Here is an 18,729-nt window from a genome sequence, read left to right as displayed (position 1 = left end):
AGCCCCAGGCCGCGCGTTCCAGCATGTCACCGCCGCTTCCTTCGCTGAACTCGACGGGAGTTCAGCGAAGGAAGCTCGACTCAGCCTCGGTGAAGCAGTCTTGAAACCCTACGGGCGGCGGCCGAACAACTCCTCCTGTGCTTGCCGGTAATGCCGTCCGTGCAGGTCACCCGCAGGGCACAGGTCTTCGTGCCGGTTCGGCGATGATCGCCGGCTGTGTGTCTACGATTCGTGTTTCTTCTGACGCTGCGGGTACCCGTGTGGCTGCGGCTCTCACGGCGTTCGGCGGCCTGGAAAGACGCGGAGATCCTTCTCTTTCGCCACCAGGTCGCGCTGCTCGAGCGTCTCGTGACCGCGCGCCCGAAGCTGACATGGGCGGATCGGGCGTTGTTCGCCGCGTTCCTGGCTCTGATACCTCGAGCCCGGCACGCGGGCCTGACTTCCCGTCAACCCCGTGACGATCCTCAAGTGGCACCCGGACCTGGTGAAACGACGCTGGGCGGAGAAATCGCGGCGCAAGAACCCGGGGCGTCCGCGCCGGCATCCCTCGATCGCGAGGCTCGTGCTGCGCATGGCCCGCGAGAACGACGGCTGGGGGTATCGCCGCATCTCCGGGGAGTTGGCAGGTCCCGGGATCACGGTGGCGCCTTCCACCGTCTGGGAGATCCTCAAGAGGCACGGTATCGACCCGGCCCCACGACGTAACGGACCGAGTTGGGCTACGTTCCTGCGCTCCCAGGCTGAGGCCAGGGAGCTGCCGGAAAATTACTTCGGGATCTTGTGCTCTCCGGGACGAGGGTGTGTCCGGCGATGGCGGCGAGTTGCTCGGCGGTGGTCACGGTGATGGCACCAGTGGGTACGGTGTGCCCGAGAGCCGCGAGGTCGCGGCCGACGTCGCGGACGGCGGCGCCGATCATGGCCTTGGAGACGCTGAGGAGGGACGCCAGCGGCGGCTGGGGCAGGGACCAGCGGGTCTTGAGGAGGACGCAGACCAGGAGGCGGTCGGCGATGGAGAGGTAGTGGCTGCCGGTGCCGGGGCCGGTCTTCTTGCCGGGGATCATGATCGGCGGGTGCTCGTTCAGGTAGTCGCGGTAGCGGCCGAGCAGAGTCTGCCAGGCGGCGGGCTCCATGCCGGTCGGGCTGGGACGGTGCAGCCATACGGGGGGCCTTGTCCCCCGCGGGGAAGCGGCCGAACTCCGGTGGCGGGCGCCGGGGGTTCGGGGCCAGGCGGTTCGGGTCGGATGCTGTAGTTCCAGGTGCCGTGCCACTCGTGCGGCTCCAGGGGGAGTCGGTCCATGACGTGGTCGGGAACGGTGGTACCGGTCGGGTGGGCGCCGGGGTCGAGTTCGGCGCGGACGATGAGCCCGGTGCGGGTCGTGGTCGCGCCGATGGTGTTGACGACGACTTCATGGCTGGTGAGCGGCCTGCCGCGCCAGTTGGCGCTGATCCGGGAGAACAGGCGGTGCTCGACCCGCACCCGGTAGCCGTTCGCCCCGCCGGCGTCCGCGGCATGGCGGCCACGGTGTCCGCGCCGATGCGGTACCCCTGAGCCGACAGCTCGGCGGCCAGTTTGCGGGTCGACTTGGTCGTCCACTGCAAGGGGGACTCCGGATCTCCGCGCTTCCCGGGCTCCACCAGCGCCAAGAGCGCGGCTACCAAGGCCGGGGTCCTGCTCGCGCAGCCGCTTGCGCCCCGCCCCGGGCCGACGCACGCGCACCGAGGGCGACATTCCTGCGTCCAGTTCAGCCGCCCCGCAGAGACGGTGTCCTCCGAAACCCCTGCGGCACGCGCCACCACCCGGATCCCGCCGTGGTCCCAGCGCCCGCGCACCCGCGCCGAGTATCCAGACGCCGACGTCGCTCATCCAGATGCGGCAGCAACCGTGCGAACCTCTCCACCAGCGCCGTCTCGATCCCCTCCGTCACACCTGGCTCCTACGACCCAACCACCCCACAGAACACCGAAGTTATTGATCGTCAGCTCCCTGCTGGGCGGACCGCCGTACCCACGAAGAGCGAGAACATGTACACTCGCCCGAAGATTGAACCTAGTGGATTCCGCCGACCGAGCCCTGGCGATAAGTCAGGACCCCGGCGAGTGGTCATGGTCCGTAGTAGTTCATGAGCTGGTCGGGGGGCTGGTGTAGTGGCAGCGGCTGCATTGGAATGCCAGGTCGTGCAGGGTGGAGAGGTTCCCAGGCAGGCGTGCAGTGCGGGCCTGGCGGCGCTCCTCCTCGAAGGTGTCATCCAAGACGTGGTGCCGGTACTCGGCGGACCAGTGCAGCTGTTGACGGACCGCCAGGTCGCTGGGTCTCGCGTCCGAGGCCGGCAGGCTGGTGACACCGAACGCGCATTCCTTGAACCACGATTGTGCGACTCCATGCCCGCGCGCCGAGTCCGGCAAAGCATGACCGATCACGAGAACTGGCTGACCATCACCGTGGAACGGAACTCGCCGGGGCCCTGGTGATGAAAAACGCCGTCTCCGACAGCCAAGTCCATTGACGAGGCCCTCCCTTCTCCATGCTACCCGAGGGAAAACTGGTGCCGCAAACCTTGCTGAGCGCCCCTGGTCCTAGACGGCCAGTGGGCGATTTTTCTGAGCCAACGGTCCCCACAGTCGATGACTTGGACCACTGTATTATTCATGCCCTGCGTATCGACGGTCGGGCGCCGTTCAGCCGGATCGCCGAGGTTCTGGGCGTCTCCACGCAAACGGTCGCCCGTCGCTACGGGCGGCTGAGCAGCGAGCTGTCGCTTCGCGTTGTCGGGGTGGTGAACCCGCGGCAACCGTCAGGTGGGAAGTGGATTCTGAGGCTCACGGCCAGCCCGAACACCGCTCAGAGTGTCGCGTACAGCCTGGCTCGGCGGGACGACACCACCTGGGTGCGGCTCGTGTCCGGGGGAACCGAAATATGCTTCGTCATGAACTCCGCGGCGCACCATACGCTGCTGTTCCGCGAGATCCCTCGTGTGGCCAACATCGCCGAGGTGTCGGCGCACCGCCTGCTGCACACCTATTTAGGCGGTCCCACCGCATGGCAGGGGCACACTACCGCTCTCACCAACGAGCAGCAGGAACAACTACGCCGAGCACTCGACTCGTCAGATGACGCTGACGAGCCCAAGCTCCGCTCATCCCTGACCCAGGCGGACTGGCACCTGCTGGCCGCGTTGCAGAACAACGGCCGCATCAGCTACACAGACCTCGCCGCCGAGACCGGCCAGTCTTCCTCGACGATTACGCGCCGACTCGCTGCTTTGCATGCCAGCGGCATGCTCACCTTCGACGTCGAGATAAGTGCGGAGGTATACGGCATCACCACGCAAGCCCTGCTGTGGATGTCTGTCGCCCCCGCGCACCTGAACCAGGTAGCGAGCACCCTGATCCAACACAGGGAACTAGCCTTCCTGGCCTCTACCACCGGCCCAACCAACCTGGTGGCCCTCGTCCTGTGCAAGAGTCCCAGTGAACTGCATGACTACCTGGCCGATAGGCTCAGCGCGCTGGACTCCATCCGCATGCTCGAAACAAGTCCTGTCCAGAGGACTCTGAAAACCTGCAGTCCGTTCCTGCACAGCAGCCCCAAACGTAGCAACTCAGCCTGACGCGGGTTCGGAGCCTCCATCAGTCGATCAGTCCAGGGTTTCAGCAGCGTGCGAGATGTCGGCTTGCCCGGGGGAATCTCACCCCCGGCTCCCGCAGATCCGTAGCGTGAGCCTCGTTTCCTCGACCAGAGGTCTGATGACGTGGCCTGGCCTGCGTGAAGTGCGCCGAACCACCGCACCCGTCGGATGCGGCGCTCGCCGCGCCCGAGCCGAGCTTCCCTGGCTGAACTCCCGCCGAGTTCAGCCAGGGGAAGCGGCGGTGACGTGCAGGAACGCGGGGCCCGGGGCTCGGGGCTCGGGGCTCGGCCCCAAAATCATCAAGGTGAGTGGCCGGCCTCTCGGCAGCCTACGGTTATCAGTGGTTGTAGACGAGGTGGGCGATGCGTTCGGCGATCATGATCGTGGTGAGGTTGGTGACGCTGGAGGGCACGTACGGAATGATCGAGGCGTCCACGACACGCAGGGCGGCGATTCCGTGCACGGCTCCGCGGGAGTCGACGACGGCCTGAGGCGAGTCGGCGGCACCCATAGGGGCGGTGGAGGTGGGGTGACCGTAGATGGAGAGGTTGGATTCGATCACCCGCGTCAGTTCCTCGGCTTCGTCGGGCAGTTCGCGCGGCATCAGAAGCCCGGCGAGCGACGGCGCGAGTGCCGGGTCACGGGCCAGATCACGGGCGATTCGTACGCCTTCGAGCATGCGTCGGCGGTCGCGCTCGGTGCCGAGGTAGTTGTGGTCGATCAAGGGCTGGGAAAGCGGATCGCGGCTGGCGAGGCGCAGCGTGCCCTGCGCGTCGGGGAGCACGAGAGCCGTGGACAGGGCGATGACGCCGCCGGCGGGCATGAACGGAGCCCCGTTGGGATGCACGGCGACGACGTTCAGGTCGAGTTCACCGTCCGCGGCCTCGCTGGAGGCGGTCCACAGCAGTGCGCCGAGGGCCGGAGCCATCTCCCCTCGCCCCGGGGCGAGTGCATGGACCGCGGGGCAGAAAGGGTGGTCTTGCAGGTGTTGTCCGACGGGTAGGTCGGCGAGGGGCTCGATGCCGAGCGACGCCAGTTCGCCGGCGGGGCCGATGCCGGAGCGCAGCAGGATCGCCGCGCTTCCGTAGGTCCCCGCAGAGAGGATCACCTCGTCGGCATTGTGCACGGTCCCGTCGGCGGTGACCACTCCGGTCGCACTGCCACCGCGGAACAGGACCCGGTCGACGGTGACGGCACCGTGCACCGTGAGATTCAGGCGAGCGCGCACCTCAGCGGTGAGGTAGACCAGTGCGGTGTTCTGTCGGATCCCATCGAGGACGTTGACCGCGAAGGCTCCGACGCCGTCCTGCTCGGCACCGTTGAAGTCGGTGATCCGCTTGTGGCCAAGGGCGACTGCGGCGTCGATGAAGCCACGGTGCGCGGGCGTCAGCTCGGAGTCGGTCAGTTGGCGCACGGGCATCGGCCCGCTTCGCCCGTGAAACTCGTCCTCGCCGGTGGGGGTGTTTTCCAGGGCGCGGAAGTACGGCAGGACGTCGGCGAAGCTCCAGTCGTCGAGCCCGTTCTCGGCCCAGCGGGCGAAGTCGCGGGCGCGGGCGCGGAGGGCGGCGCCGGCGTTGACGGCGGAACTCCCGCCCATCACCTTGCCGCGCAGGGCGATCATCGAGGGGCTCAGTCGCCCGCCCCGCGAGGTGTATCCCCAGTCGTGATCGAGATCGGCGATGCGGTTGGCGTCGAGCAGCGCGTCGGGGAACCGGGTGGGGCCGTAGTCCGGCCCGGCCTCGAGCAGCACGACGCGCCGGGCGGGGTTCTCGCTCAGGCGCGCGGCGAGCACTGCGCCGGCCGACCCGCCGCCGACGATCAGGACGTCGGCCGGTTCGACGGAGTGGGACAAGGTAGGACCCTTTCGATCTCGTTGGAGTTGTGGAGGGAGCGTCCCGGTGGCGAGCCGCCGCGGGCGACATCGGAACCGCGCTCACGGTGCGACCGTGAGCGTTGCCAGAACCACTTTCAGTTCCGGATGACACCCTTGTTCCGCATGAGGAAGTCGGCCAGGTAGCCATCGTGCGGTACCGAGGGATCCATCCAGTGGGTGTGCCGGCTTCCCAGGTACAGGTTGCTGATGGTCGGCTCGCCGAGCAGGCGGTCGATGAGCTGGGTGTCGTGGGTCATCGCGTTGAGCACGAGCGTGTTCTTCAGCGGCTCCGTGCCGGCCTCGGGTGTCCACGGCGCGATCCACACGCACGGGAACGGCAGTTCCACACCTGCCTGCGGAGCGGCCGGATCGTCGAGTTGGAAGACGGCGGGCAGCAGCGCGGCGCTCCCGTCCCCGAGTTCGCCCACGACGCCGTCGCCGCCGAGCCAGGGCCGGGCGCCGGCCGCCTTCTTGAGCAGGTGCGTTTCGATCGCCTTGGCGACCGCGACCGGCTGTACGGGGAGTACGGCCTTGTCATCCTCGGGCGGCAAGGGGGTCGCGGCGGACAACCGCGCCGCGACGGCTTCGGCGAGCGGAGTCGGGTCCCCCTCCACGAAGATGGCTGTCGTGTTCACGCATCCGGTCCCGCCGTGGCCGCTCACGGATGAGACGATCACGTCCAGGTGTTCGCGCCAGTCCGCGTCGGCCGTGATGAGGATCTTCGACCGACCCGGCCCCTGCGGCAGCACCGTCGCGGCCTCGCCGTACTTGCGGGTCACCTCTTCGCCGCCGTACACCATCCCCAGGTCGGCGCCGTGCAGGATGGCGTCGGCACCGGCGTGGTCGGTGGGCAGGAGCACCACCTGGTCGTCGGCGAATCCCGCGCTCCGCAGTGCCGCCACGAGCCGGTGCGGGGTGAAGGGATCGCGGCTCGACGGGCGGACCGCGACGCGGTAGCCCAGCGCCAGTGCCTCCGGCCAGATGCTGTGGGTGCCGGGGTGGTTGCCCGCGGCGTGCACGGCGAACACGTCTCCGCGCCGTGTCCACACCGAACGCCCGGTCCGCGTCAGCGGATCGCGCCAGTTGTCGACCGCCCCCCGCGGGCGCGCGTACTGGACGCTCGCATGAGCCTTCGCCACCCGCTCGGCGACCGTCGTGGTCGCCGTGACGACGGAGGAGATCGGGACGCCACCGACCCTGCTGACAGCGTGTTGGTACTCCTCGACGGTCAGGCCGTCGATCGTCGCGGTCGCGAAGAGCTTGGCCGCACGGATCATCGCGTCGGCCCGTTCGTCGGCCGGCATGATGCTGCTCCGGCGCAGCGCCGCCATGGTCCGGTTGACGTACAACGGCGGCACGAGGCTCAGTTCCGCGAGGGCAGTGCCTGCCACATCGGTGACCGTCTGTATGTTCCTGGAGCGGTAGGCACCCGTTGCACCGAGCGCGGGCAGGTCGATCATCAGTAAACCCCCTCGATGACGTCCTCGTCCTCGAAGACCGCGACCGTGGAGATGTCGGCGACCGAGTCCCCGACCAAGCCGTTCACCTGAGGAATCCGAGTGGCGAGGTCACGTTCCAGGTTGCTGGGCAGCAGGAAGGACTTGCTGACGTGGTTGACCAGCACCCGGCCCCGCTCTCCGTAGGACACCGGCTCGAGGCTCTTCGGATCGACGACCGTGAAGGTCACGTAGGGGGAGAACGAGTCGAAGACACACGGATCGTCGACGGAGATCCCGGCGCGCTCGCCCGCGACCCCGATGATCATCGTGCTTCCGTACTCGCCGCACAGCGCGACCTCGGGGAACACCTCGGTCTTGAACAGGTGCCGGGAGTCGGCGTCCATCTGAGTGCCTCCCCACCTGATGCACTTCACCCGCTCGTTCACCAGGGCGACCAGCTTCTCGTCCCTGGCCAGCCGTTCCAGCAGTGGGGGCGTGATGGTGAGCAGGCCGATGTCCTGCGTCCGCAGGACGTCGGCGGCCTGGTCGATGAGGTGCTGGGCGTAGGCGTCGACCTGCCCGAACTGACCTTCGGCGACGAGCCGCTTCACCCAGCGCGGATCGAGGTCGATCGTGAAGCCGTGGCGGCCGTGCGTCACGGCGTGCTGCCGGAACAGGGTGCCCACGACGTGCGGCCCGGTCGGGATGACTCCCAGCCAGTTCCCTCCGCGCGGCACACCGTGGCGGTCCAGGTTCGCGTTGCTCCAGCTCACCATGCGGTCAAGCCAGTCCCGCATCAGAACGACCCGCTTCGGAGCGCCGGTGGTGCCGCCGCTTTCGAAGAACCCGACCACGTCGGGCTGATTTCCGTATCCCCTGGGAATCAGGTCCTCGCCGCGGACGTCACGAAGCTCCGCGGCCACGTTCGGGAAGAGCCGGAGGTCCTCGTGCGTCTTGACATCGGCTCGCGGATCGAAGCCGAGAGTAGCGGCTCGGTCCAGCCAGAACTTGCAGCCGGTCTCGGGATTGAAGTGCCACTCCATGGCGGCGCGGATGAACTCGTCCGGATCGGGCTGGACGTCGAACGGAAGATCCAGGATCTGGTCTGCGGTAGGCGGCATTGTTTCTTCCTCATGGAAAGGGTCGGGTGTGTCCGGGCACGACGACGATGCCGCCGAAGCCGTGAAAGGCGGTGAGCGCCAGGAGGGTTTGTCGAAGGAGCGGGGACTACGGTTGCAGCCGGCTCGTACGCCACTCGAGCGCGTCGCGGTCATAGCGCAGCCTGCGGTGCAGGCGGTCCGAGCTCGCGGACCAGAATTCGACGACGTCGGGCTGCAGCCGGTAGCCGACGAAGAACTCCGGCCGTGGCTGGGGCTCCCCGGTCAGTTCCAGGCTGCGTGCCCTGGCGCGCAGAGCCTCGACGTCCTCCAGCGGCTCGCTCTGCTCGGTGACCGTCGACATGGCGTGCAACGGAATCGGCCGGGCGGACCACAGGGCGTCCGACTCGGCGTCGGGCAGCAGCTCGACCGGACCGGAGACGATGATCTGCTGACCGGTCTCTCTCCAGTACAGCAAACCCGACGCCCACCCCGTAGCAGCGATTTCACGTCCTTTCTGGCTGCAGCTGTGGCTGCTGAACACCAGACCGAGGTCAGTGACATCGATGATCGCGACCACCCGGTTGGAGGCGCGGCCGCGGGAGTCCGCAGTGGCCAGCGCCAGCGCGGTGGGCTCGCGGACTCCGATTTCCCGTGCCTGGGAAAGCCAGCTGCGCACCAGCTGGAGAGGCTCCGCCGGCGGCTTGTCGTACTCGGGGAAGGGGAGGTCGACCTTCCCGCTGAGGGACTCGTATCCACTTGCGTCCATGAAAGGCCCCCCGCTAGACATTGATTGTTCCCTCGGCAACCATGACGGCGTGCCCGCCGACGTGGACCGAGCTGACTGACTCGCCGACCCCTTCGGCGGTCGCCCTCATGACCGACGGGCGTCCCATTTCCACGCCCTGGGTGATTTTGATCTCCTGCCCGTACTCGGCGAACCCGTGTCTGGCCAGGTGAATCGCGAGAGGCCCGGCAGCGGAACCGGTCGCCGCGTCCTCGACCACGCCGTAGGCGGGGGAGAACATCCGCGTCCGCCAACCCCCGTCCGCCTTGGCGAAGCAGTTTGCGGCCATGTCGGGGAAGCGCGAGAGGGCGCGATGATCCGGGTGGAGAGCGGAAAGCGCCCCGACGTCGCTCAACCCCACGAAAACGTGACGCGGCCCGTTGTGGTAGATCTCGACCGGGGCCGTCGATGACCTGACCCCGAGTGCGGCCAGGAGCTCCGTGGCGAGATCGTAGGGCTTCGAACTGGGAACCGGCTGCTCCATCTGGACCCACGCGGCGCCGTCGCGGGTGCCCAGCTCGAACGGGATGACACCCATCGCGGTCTCCAGCAGCAGCCTGTCGCGTCCCCAGGTCCGACCGAGCGCGAAGGCCGTGCCGAGCATCGGGTGCCCGGCGAACGGCAGTTCGTTCACCGGGGTGAAGATCCTGATCCGTGCGTCGCCGTCCTGCTCGGTCGGCAGCACGAAGGTGACCTCGGAGAGGTTCATCTCCTTCGCGATGCGTTGCATCGTCTCACCGGTCAGATCCTCGCTGTCGAAGAAGACGGCGACCGGGTTGCCCAGCAGGGGCTCGCTGGCAAAAGCGTCTACGACCATGTATCGGTGCATTACCGGCGCTCCAGGGCTTGTGCCGGTACCGAGGGCCCGGCGGAGAAGGCGAGGCCGAGCGAGTCGATCCCCTCGGCCAGTGCTGCGACGTCGAAGCTGGCGCGGTGGTCGGGTGCGTACCCGATCAGCTCGGCCGCCCGGTTGGGGGGCAGCTGCTGATCTGCCGGAACGTCCGAGTCCCACCACATGACCGCGCCCCAACGGCCGCGTTCACGGTCGGCGATCCACAGCTTCAGGCGCAGTCCCTCAACCTCGTGCCACGGCTCGACGGAGCCGTCACGAAGATCCTTCTCCAGGGATTCGACGGTCTGGTGGGACCTGGCCAGGTCCCACCAGACGACATCCACTCTCATCGGCCGAGCACCCCCTGTATCGCCTCTCTGATGATGCGCGGGCCGTCGACGGTGAGCACCGACTCGGCGTGGAACTGCATCGAGGCGAAGCCCGGCCCGCGTAGCGCGTTCACCTCGCCGGTCTCCTGGTCTCGGCTCAGCTCGACCACGCCGATCCCTTCGACGGTTCGCTCGCTCACCGCGCTGTGCGCGGCGAACGTGTTGTAGAAGCCCACTCGTTCGGGCACGCCGAACAGTTCGATCTCACGCTGTACGCCCTGGTTGGGTACCTCGCGGCGGTGCAGCTCGAAGCCGAGCTTCGTGCTGAGCACCTGATGGCTCAGGCACACGGCCAGCATCGGCCGGCGACTCGCCAGCGCGGTATCGATCGACTGCCGCAGCTTGGCGATCTTGGGGTGGGAGGTCATCCGCGGATCTCCCGGACCGGGACCGAAGACCGTCAGGTCGTAGGTCGCCACGTCGTACGGCTCGTCGAAGCGGCGGACCTCCACGGACAACCCCAGTGACCGCAACTGCTGGTCGAGCATCGCAGTGAAGGTGTCCTCCGCGTCCACGACCAGTGCCCTCATGCCGTCCAGCGAGGCCCCGGCCGACGGGCGGTCATCGTTGTCCCGGAGCCAGAAGTCCGCGATCCCCTCGTTGCGGCGCTCCAGGGCGGCGCGGACCTCCGGGTTGGCCGCGTAGCCGGATGAACGGTCGGACTTGAGCGCGTTGAGCAGGGTCGCCAGCTTGCTGTGGGTCTCGGCGGCCTCAGCCATCGGGTCGGAGTGGCGCACCAGTGTGGCCCCCACGGAGATGTTCATCCGGCCGCCGGGATCGATGTCGGCCGTCCGGATCAAGATCGCCGAGTCAAGTGTCTGCTGTCCGGCCGCGTCCCGTCCGATCAGCGCGGCGACCCCGCTGTAGTAGCCGCGTCCTTTCGGCTCGTAGCGCGAGATGACCTTGGCGGCGCTCTCCAGCGGGCTTCCGGTGACAGTCGGGGCGAACATCGTCTCGAACAGAACCTCGCGCACATCGCGGCTGGTCCTGCCTTCGATCAGGTATTCGGTGTGCGCCAGCCGCGCCATTTCCTTCAGGTACGGCCCGTGGACGCGCCCCCCGTCATCGCACAACCGGGCCATCATCTTCAGTTCCTCGTCGAGGACCATGTAGAGCTCGTCGGTCTCCTTGGTGTCGGCGAGGAACTCCATGACCCCCTGCAAGGTGGGGCCGCCGGACGGATACCGGTACGTGCCGCTGATCGGGTTCATGACGGCCGTGCCGCCGGCGAGCGAGACGTGGCGCTCCGGTGTCGCACCGACGAGAGTGTTGCGGCCGGTGTGGATGATGAAGGTCCAGTAGGCCTTCTCCTCGCGCTCCAACAGCCGCCGGAAGAACGACAGGGCGCCGGTCAGCGAGTAGTCGCCGATGTCCGCGACGAACGAGCGCTTCATCACGAAGTTGGCACCCTCGCCGGTGCCGATCTCCTCGGTGACGATCTGGCGCACCATCTGCGCATAGGCGTCGTCGTCCACGTCGAAGTGTCCGTCGGCCAATTCCGTCGGGACCTGCGGGAAGCCGGCGAGTGCTTCGGCGACCGGCACCGTGTCGCGAGCGGTGAGGCTCATCGCGAGCAGGGGGGTGGCGTCCTCCCGCGCGGCGAAGCCGCGATCGGCCAGTTGCCGGTAGGGGACGAGCACCAGCGTGTCGAGCGCGGGACCCGGCCCGGAGTCGTCGGCCAACGGGATGTCGTCCAGCGACTTGAACTCGGTCACCTGGCCGGTCAGGATGTCCAGCGTGCCGGGGGAACCGCTTTCGGGACGGTGGATGATCGCGAAGGCGGGTAGTTCCAGCGCGAGAACCTGCTCAAGCAGGGCGCTCATGCGAGCACGTCCTCGGTTCGGACCACCATGGCGCAGCACCGTGCCGCGTATTCGAGGGTCATCTTGTGGCGGTCTTCGGAGAAGTCGCCGAGCGCGTCAGCGACCAGGAAGGGCTGGATGTCGTTGGAGAACGCCTCCAAAGCGGTCGACAGCACACCGATGTGGGCGTAGACGCCGCAAATGATCAACTGGTCACGCTGCAGCGCGCGCATGCGCTGCAGCAGCTCCGACCCGAAGAACGCGCTATAGCGCCATTTCGTGCTCACCCAGTCGTCCGCGTCGGGTTCGATTTCGGGAACGACCGCGCGTTCGGTCTCGTCAGTGCGCATGCCGGGGCCCCAGAAGTCCTTCAGGAGCCCACGCTGCCGGTCCGTCATCCCGCCGGGCTGGGCGGTGTAGGCCACCGGCACCCCCAGCGCTCCGCAGCGCTTCTTGAGGTCGGCGATGTTACTCACCAATTCGCTGCGCATGCCGTCCTCAAAGGGCTTGAGGAAATAGCTCTGCATGTCGTGGATGAGGAGCACCGCCCGATCCGGGTCGACGGTCCAGCGCACGGTGTTTTCCGGCAGCGCATCCCTCGGCGGCAGTCTGTAAGGCGCGATCGGCGGTATTCCCGTCATCACAAGGCTCCCTCTCTAGGAATCTCAGTACTCGGACCACGCCGAGACCACCTTGATGGCCTGGGGGGTGTTGAGTCGCGGATCACACAGGCTGGTGACGGGGCCCGACCCCAGCTCGGCCGTGTCCAGCACGCACTCGGTCACGTCGTCGGGGGTCGCCTCGAGGTGAAGCCCCCCGGCCGGAACCCCCGCCAGGTCCAGGACCCGCCGGAAGCCGCGGACTTCCCGGGCGACGGTTTCCACGAGCCGGTACTTGGTGCCGTCAGCCGAGCAATCGGTGTTCCCGTGCATCGGGTCGCTGAGCCAGACCACCGGGTGCCCGGCCGACTGCACAGCCTCGACGAGCCGGGGCAGCCTGTCAGCGACGAGGTCGGCGCCCATGCGCACGATGAGTGAAAGCCGGCCCGGCTCCCGCTCCGGGTCCAACCGGTCGCACAGCTCGACGATCTCGCCGGCGGTCATTGACGGGCCGACCTTGCAGGCGACCGGGTTGGCCACCTGGGCGAGCAGTGCGACGTGCGGGCCGTCGATCTGCCGGGTCCGCTCGCCGATCCACGGCCAGTGGGTGGAGCCGAGCAGGTGCCGACCGCCGTCGAGCTCTCGGAGCATCGACATCTCATAGTCCAGAAGCAGCGCTTCATGGCTGGTCCAGACGACAGGTCCGTCAAGCCGAGGTGCTGACCCGACCCACCCGAGCTGCGTCGTGATCTCCCGCGCCGCCATGTAGCCCGTGAGCATGCGCAGTGGATCGGGACGCCTGCTCTCGTGGGTGGGCTCCGGCCCGTTGATCATGTGTCCGAAGAAGGACGGCAGTTCGTCATCGCCGAGTTTTTCGACCTGGCTGGAGCGGGGCTTGGAGAACTGCCCTGCGATCCGCCCGACCCGCAGCGTCTGCTTGCCGGTGGCGGTCTCCAGATTCTGGGCGAGCAGGTCGATGAGTCCGGTCTTGCCTTGAATGTGCCCAGCGGTGCACTCGGCTGGGTCCTCCGCACAATCCCCGGCCTGTAGCACCTGCATCTCGCCGGTGGCGACGCGGGCCAGGTGGGAGCGGAGGTTCTCTACCTGCGCCGCGGTCACCAGCGGTGTGACGGATGACAGCATCGCTCGTACGAGCTCGACCTGTGAGGGACTGTCCCATTCGGGCTGATGGCGCGCCTGGGCCCTATCGATGTCGGCAAGGATGTTTCCCATAACGACCTTCTCCATTGATTGATAAGAAGACGCCCGGCGAACGGCGTTCAGGTCGGTATGTCGGCCCGCTTGACCTGAGGGACGGCGATGCCCAGAGCCCTGAACTGCTGGCAGGGGTTCATGAACTCGCGCTGGCGCTTGATCTTCCCGTTCTCGAACAGGAAGGAGTGCAGGAAGTGATTGCGGTAGTGGCCGTCGGGATAGTCGGGGAAGCGGATCGTTCCCTCGCCGTCGCATTCGACCCAAAACTGGTTGGGGTCCTGCGTGTCGAAGATCTCGATGTTCGTCCAGGCCCAGTCGGGGAAGCACTTGAGCGACCATTGGCCGTGGTCACCCAGTCGGTCTCTGCCCGTGATGACGATCGGCTGCCCAGTTTCGGTCGTCCAGAGACCACCGGTGCCGTCTTCGGTGAACAGAAGGTGCCGACGCAGGCGATCCTCCCCGCGGGTATTCATGTACTGCGCCACGATCGCACGGTTGCTCGCTCGCAGTTCCGCGTCGCCGCGGGAGCTCGACAACGTATCGGTGGTTTCAGCGGTGCCGGTGATGTCGACCATTGGCTCTTCCTGTAGTGCCGAAGTAAAGCGGGATCACCGCGCGCACAAGGGCAGACCCAACAAGTCATGACGACGCCGAAAGAGCACAATCATGCATTGGTTCATGAGATTTCTGTTGAACCCCCCTCCCGCGCTCGGCGGGTAGGCGGAATCTTGTTCATACCCTGGCTGGTTCGGGAAGCCGATCACCGCTGTCTGGCCGAAAAATTCCAGCCGGTATCACCGTCTGAGGGATCTGCTCCATGGCGGGCGCGACTCCGCCTGAGTACTCGTAACACGATCTTGTGGCTGTGGGCTGGTGGGCCGTGTCCGGTGTGACGATTCGTCCGTTGTGGTGGTGTGAGTGCACCGTGGATGGTCGATGACGAGCTGTGGGCGCTGATCGAGCCGGTCCTGCCGCCGTGGCCGGAGCGCTCCCCGGGACCGCGGCCGGTGGACGACCGGCTGTGCCTGCAGGGGATCCTGTTCGTGCTCGTTCACGGGCATCACGTGGCAGCAGTTGCCGCCTGAACCGGGCTTCGGCTCGGGGCAGACCTGCTGGCGCCGGCTGTGCCGGTGAACGGAAGCGGGAGTGTTCGACCAGGTCCACCGGGCACTGCTCGCGGAGTTGAACGCGGCCCGGCGGATCGACTGGACGCGCGCCTGCGTGGACTCCTCCCACGTGCGGGCGGAAAGAGGGGTGCCAGGGTTGATCCGTCGCCGGTCGATCGCGGCAAGTCGGGCAGCGAACACCACCTGATCCGCGACGGCAGCGGCACGCCGCTGAAAGTGATCACGACCGGCGGCAACGTCCCCGACATCACCCGGGCACTCGCCCTGGTCGACGGCGTCCCGTCCGCGGCCGGCCGACCGGGTCGGCCACGCAAGCGGCCCGAGTCCCTTCCCGGTGACAAGGGTGACGACAGTCGGCCGTCCGACGCGAGCTGACCCGGCGTCGGGTCCTGCCTGTCATCTCCCGTCGAGGCGAGCCCGACACCCGCGGCCTCGGCAGGCTCCGCTACGTCATCGAGCGGACCTTCGCCCCGCTCCACCAGTTCAAGCGCCTCGCCACCCGCTGGGAACGACGCCCCGACCTCCACGTCTCACTCGTCTCACTCGCATGCGCCCTCATCTACTGGCGAAGGATCAACAAGCCGACACCATGATCGTGTTGAGCCCTGAGCCCTGAGCCCTGAGCCCTGAGCCCCGAGCCCCGAGCCACCGATCGGGGCTCAAGCGACGGCCAGTCGACCGTCCGGGAGCCGGCCCGCTGCCCGCCTGCACTCCTGTCCCCTCTACGAGGGACGCCCGCGACTACTACTACCGGCAGCCCGGAGCTCCGGCCCGGCACCGGTGCCCGGACACGTGCCGCCGGCTGGCCGCGGGCGCGCGCTGGAGCCTCGCATCCGACGTGAATTTCGGCCACGCGAGCCGCGCTCGATGGAACGAACAAGCCAATACTGCGCCACGTGCGGTGGCCAAACCTATGGGGCACTTATGTTCGCGGTGCGCACCACCTCGATGATTTCCTTATCGAAGGATTCGGGAAACTATCGCCCGAGCATCGGCCGCGATCACCCATATGTTGCATGACATACCCCACACAAGACACTTGCCCAACCAGAAGGAATTCCAGTGAAGCGTATCGGTGAACATGCGGTGGTGCTGGGAGCGAGTATTTCGGGTCTACTTGCCGCCCGGGTGCTCTCCGAGGCATTCGACCGGGTAACGGTGGTAGAGCGTGACCAGCTGCCGGAGGGGCAGCGGACTCAGCGGCGAGGTGTGCCGCAGGGCCGCCACGCTCATGGCCTGCTCTCCAAGGGTGCGAAGATCTTCGAGGAGCTGTTCCCCGGGATACTCGACGACTTCGTTGCCGGTGGCGCGCCCGTCATCGACGGACCAGCCGAGCTGCGGATGAGCTTGGGCGGGCACTTGTTGTGCATGGCCGGCGAGTACGCCGATCTGTCCCGCACCTACCAGCCGAGCCGGCCGCATCTGGAGAGTCGGCTCCGCGCCCGGATCGGGGGTCTTGCGAAGATCAAGCTCATCGACGAGTGCCAGGTCACCGGCCTCGAGACCACCTCGGACAACGGCGCTGTCACCGGTGTGCGTGTCAGGTACGTGGGCAGCGGCTCCGAGGATGTGATCCCCGCCGATCTGGTGGTGGACGCGACCGGCCGGTCTGGACGGACCACCAAGTGGCTGGTCGAGATGGGATACGAGCCGCCGCTCGAGGAGCGTATCGACGTCGACATCATGTACACCAGCCGGTATCTGCGGCCGGCCGCTGGTTCGATGGGCCGTGAGAAGGTCGTGATCATCGGGCACGCACCGGGGAGCCCCAAGGGCGCGGAATTCCTGGAGGAAGAGGACGGCCGCTGGATCCTGACGCTGATCGGTTACCGCGACCACCATCCGCCGACCGACCCGGCCGGGTGGGTGGAGTTCGCCAGGCCGTTGGTTCCCGAACACGTCTTCGCGGCGATCCGCGACGCTGAGCCGCTCAGCGAGATTTCCGCGCACCGGTTCCCGGCGAGCGTGCGCCGTCGCTATGAGAAGCTGACCCGATTCCCGCGCAGGCTGCTGGTGGTGGGCGATGCGATATCCAGCTTCAACCCCATCTACGCCCAGGGGATGACGGTGGCCTCGCTCCAGGCGATGGCGCTGCGTGACTCGCTGAGCGGTGACCTGGATCAGGTCGCGCAACGATTCTTCCGCAAGGCCGCCAAACCCATCGGCGTCGCCTGGAAGATGGCGACCGGCAGCGACCTGGCCCTACCTCAGATCGAAGGCCCGAGGCCACTCCCCGTGCGGCTCATCAACTCCTACATGGACAAGGTGCTCGCCGCAGCCGAGACGGACATGGTCGTGGCCGAGAAATTCCTGAAAGTCCAGTACTTGCTTGAACCGCCGACAACATTGTGCACCCCGGGCATTATGTGGCGCGTTTTGACGGGAAATCGCCGACAGCGCTTCCCGGCACACACCAGTTAATGGAGGTAACCAAATGCCCGTCTCCATCGCCGACAAGATCCTTCGGCTCTCCCTGACCACCTTCCCGTTCATCGATGCGTCGCAGTTCTTTCCGTCGCTGTCGACATACAAGGTCGACAGGGCCTTCGATCTCACCGAGTTCGAGGAGGCCATGAAGCACTTCTTCCGTGGGAATCCTCTCTTCTCCAAGTGCCACCTGGTGGAGCTGACCTTCGACACTCCTGAGGATTTCCCCCTCTCGTCCTTCCAAGGGCTTCTCGCGGAAAAGTACGAAAGCTTCTACGACAGCTTTCTGCTCGCCTCCGTCACCTATCGCTCCGATCCGCACCTGCAGGGCATCTTTACGTGTATTCCGTTTCCGCTGCAGGACGGATACAAGGTTTTCCGATTCCACCAGGCGCTGATGAAGACCCTGAAGACCCGGCAGGACGGCTTCCAGATCGCCCAAGGTCTCGCAGAGCTGGAGATCCGGGCCGATGAGCTGGCAGACTTCTTGCCACCCGCTCAGACTTCGCCCTCCGGTGCGAGCAAAGAACTCCCCGTCACCTTCACCGAAGGCGCTCAGCCGCCAGTCAAGATCGGCTCTTTCTTGGAAAAGATGAGGGCAGATTTCCTTGACCGCGACAGCGCGAACATGTTCGTCCTCAAGAACAGCCTTTACTCGCCGAAGCTGCCCCTTGGCAACACACTTCGGTTTCTGACGGTGCCGCGAAGCGTCATCGAGCAGAGCACGGGAATCCAGATCCGTGACTACTACCGCGCCGAGGAGCGGCGCGAGATAGACGCACTGTCTCGCATCGAGCGGCGAGAAGACTTCATCGAAGCCGGCCAGGCCCGAATCGGGAAGATGATTGCCACGCCCGACGTCTTTGCCGTCAACAACTACGGCAATGTATCGGTGCACGACGGCTCGGACGCCCATGCGGACCTAGGCACACTCGTGAAGTACGAGTGGCATATGCCGCTCATCGTGTTGGGACTTACCGTGGGCGAGAGGTCCGGACTCTCGTGGACAATCACCATTCGCGACAAGGCGTTCAACTTTGCGACGGTCCGAACTTCCCCGCAGGATGACGCCGCCAAGGCGGCTACCGGAAACAATCCGGCAGCGTTCGTCGCATGAACCGCCGGTGTGCCGCTAGTCTCTGCATGCTGCTTCAGGAGGTTTGGGCGCGGCCGTGAATGCATCAGGCGCGGCGCTCGCCGTACCTCGCGGCGAGCTTCCCTGGCTGAACTCCCGTCGAGTTCAGCCAAGGAAGCGGCGGTGACGTGCAGGAACGAGGGATCTGAGGCTCGGCCTCAGAGTAAATAACTTGACTATTTGTGAAAAACTCGAAGATTTCACGAATAATCAAGGCCCGCTCGTCTTCTACCGGTCGGGGGGGGGGGGGGGGGCGCCGCCCGCGATCAGGCCGGCGATGTGGGCGATGTCGGCGACCAGGACCGCGCCCACCTCGTGGGCGATCGCGGCGAAGCCTGCGAAGTCGATCGTCCGGGGCCTGTCTCTTATACACATCTGACG

General features: G+C 66.7%; 13 protein-coding genes and 3 pseudogenes. 4 read left to right on the top strand and 12 right to left on the bottom strand.

The genetic code is table 11. The features are described 5' to 3' along the window. Nucleotides 1-719: 719 nt before the first annotated feature. A pseudogene (locus ACFU5O_RS04900) lies at nt 720-1,925 on the bottom strand (hypothetical protein). Nucleotides 1,926-2,627: 702 nt separating this feature from the next. Between ACFU5O_RS04900 and ACFU5O_RS04895 the strand changes: the two are divergent. Then, nucleotides 2,628-3,608 carry an Lrp/AsnC family transcriptional regulator gene (locus tag ACFU5O_RS04895; protein ID WP_384236486.1) on the top strand — a complete coding sequence of 327 codons (981 nt, stop codon included), beginning with the start codon at nt 2,628-2,630 and terminating at the stop codon, nt 3,606-3,608. Between the two features lie 355 nt (nt 3,609-3,963). On the opposite strand, the gene ACFU5O_RS04890 is transcribed toward ACFU5O_RS04895, so the two are convergent. The 10 genes from ACFU5O_RS04890 to ACFU5O_RS04845 all read right to left on the bottom strand — a co-directional run bounded on the left by ACFU5O_RS04890 (nt 3,964) and on the right by ACFU5O_RS04845 (nt 14,234). After that, nucleotides 3,964-5,478: a GMC family oxidoreductase gene (locus ACFU5O_RS04890; RefSeq protein WP_384236483.1), complete on the bottom strand. Its 1,515-nt coding sequence runs from the start codon at nt 5,476-5,478 to the stop codon at nt 3,964-3,966. 116 nt (nt 5,479-5,594) lie between these two features. Further along, on the bottom strand, nt 5,595-6,959 hold the full coding sequence (locus ACFU5O_RS04885) for an aldehyde dehydrogenase family protein (protein WP_384236481.1): 1,365 nt from the start codon (nt 6,957-6,959) through the stop codon (nt 5,595-5,597). Then, nucleotides 6,959-8,059, bottom strand: coding sequence for a phenazine antibiotic biosynthesis protein (locus ACFU5O_RS04880; RefSeq protein ID WP_384236478.1), 1,101 nt, complete (start codon nt 8,057-8,059; stop codon nt 6,959-6,961). The genes ACFU5O_RS04885 and ACFU5O_RS04880 overlap by 1 nt, the downstream gene beginning before the upstream one ends. Nucleotides 8,060-8,165: 106 nt before the next feature. Further along, nucleotides 8,166-8,804, bottom strand: a complete 639-nt coding sequence (gene phzG, locus ACFU5O_RS04875) for a phenazine biosynthesis FMN-dependent oxidase PhzG (RefSeq protein ID WP_384236475.1) — start codon at nt 8,802-8,804, stop codon at nt 8,166-8,168. Between the two features lie 13 nt (nt 8,805-8,817). Beyond that, nucleotides 8,818-9,639 carry a PhzF family phenazine biosynthesis protein gene (locus tag ACFU5O_RS04870; RefSeq protein ID WP_384236473.1) on the bottom strand — a complete coding sequence of 274 codons (822 nt, stop codon included), beginning with the start codon at nt 9,637-9,639 and terminating at the stop codon, nt 8,818-8,820. 11 nt (nt 9,640-9,650) lie between these two features. Continuing rightward, nucleotides 9,651-10,004: a hypothetical protein gene (locus ACFU5O_RS04865; protein WP_384236470.1), complete on the bottom strand. Its 354-nt coding sequence runs from the start codon at nt 10,002-10,004 to the stop codon at nt 9,651-9,653. Further along, nucleotides 10,001-11,866 carry an anthranilate synthase family protein gene (locus ACFU5O_RS04860; protein WP_384236468.1) on the bottom strand — a complete coding sequence of 622 codons (1,866 nt, stop codon included), beginning with the start codon at nt 11,864-11,866 and terminating at the stop codon, nt 10,001-10,003. The genes ACFU5O_RS04865 and ACFU5O_RS04860 overlap by 4 nt, the downstream gene beginning before the upstream one ends. Further along, nucleotides 11,863-12,486, bottom strand: coding sequence for an isochorismatase family protein (locus ACFU5O_RS04855; protein ID WP_384236465.1), 624 nt, complete (start codon nt 12,484-12,486; stop codon nt 11,863-11,865). The genes ACFU5O_RS04860 and ACFU5O_RS04855 overlap by 4 nt, the downstream gene beginning before the upstream one ends. 24 nt (nt 12,487-12,510) lie before the next feature. Beyond that, nucleotides 12,511-13,677 (bottom strand): 3-deoxy-7-phosphoheptulonate synthase, encoded by a 1,167-nt coding sequence (locus ACFU5O_RS04850; protein ID WP_384236462.1) that lies wholly within the window; start codon nt 13,675-13,677, stop codon nt 12,511-12,513. A gap of 47 nt (nt 13,678-13,724) precedes the next feature. Next, nucleotides 13,725-14,234 carry a PhzA/PhzB family protein gene (locus tag ACFU5O_RS04845; protein WP_384236459.1) on the bottom strand — a complete coding sequence of 170 codons (510 nt, stop codon included), beginning with the start codon at nt 14,232-14,234 and terminating at the stop codon, nt 13,725-13,727. A 354-nt stretch (nt 14,235-14,588) separates the two neighbouring features. On the opposite strand from ACFU5O_RS04845, the pseudogene ACFU5O_RS04840 reads away from it, so the two are divergent. The 3 genes and pseudogenes from ACFU5O_RS04840 to ACFU5O_RS04830 all read left to right on the top strand — a co-directional run bounded on the left by ACFU5O_RS04840 (nt 14,589) and on the right by ACFU5O_RS04830 (nt 18,330). Continuing rightward, nucleotides 14,589-15,379: pseudogene (locus tag ACFU5O_RS04840) on the top strand (IS5 family transposase). A gap of 469 nt (nt 15,380-15,848) precedes the next feature. Continuing rightward, nucleotides 15,849-17,207, top strand: a complete 1,359-nt coding sequence (locus tag ACFU5O_RS04835; RefSeq protein ID WP_384236456.1) for an FAD-dependent oxidoreductase — start codon at nt 15,849-15,851, stop codon at nt 17,205-17,207. A 13-nt stretch (nt 17,208-17,220) separates the two neighbouring features. Beyond that, nucleotides 17,221-18,330: a hypothetical protein gene (locus ACFU5O_RS04830; protein WP_384236452.1), complete on the top strand. Its 1,110-nt coding sequence runs from the start codon at nt 17,221-17,223 to the stop codon at nt 18,328-18,330. 258 nt (nt 18,331-18,588) lie between these two features. On the opposite strand, the pseudogene ACFU5O_RS04825 reads toward ACFU5O_RS04830, so the two are convergent. After that, a pseudogene (locus ACFU5O_RS04825) lies at nt 18,589-18,729 on the bottom strand (hypothetical protein); the annotation flags it as partial.

It is taken from the genome of Streptomyces sp. NPDC057445, assembly GCF_042802855.1.
In the GTDB taxonomy this organism is placed as follows: domain Bacteria; phylum Actinomycetota; class Actinomycetes; order Streptomycetales; family Streptomycetaceae; genus Streptomyces.
The sequence above is the reverse complement of the archived record's forward strand: the minus strand, read 5'-3'. Positions and strand labels throughout refer to the sequence as shown.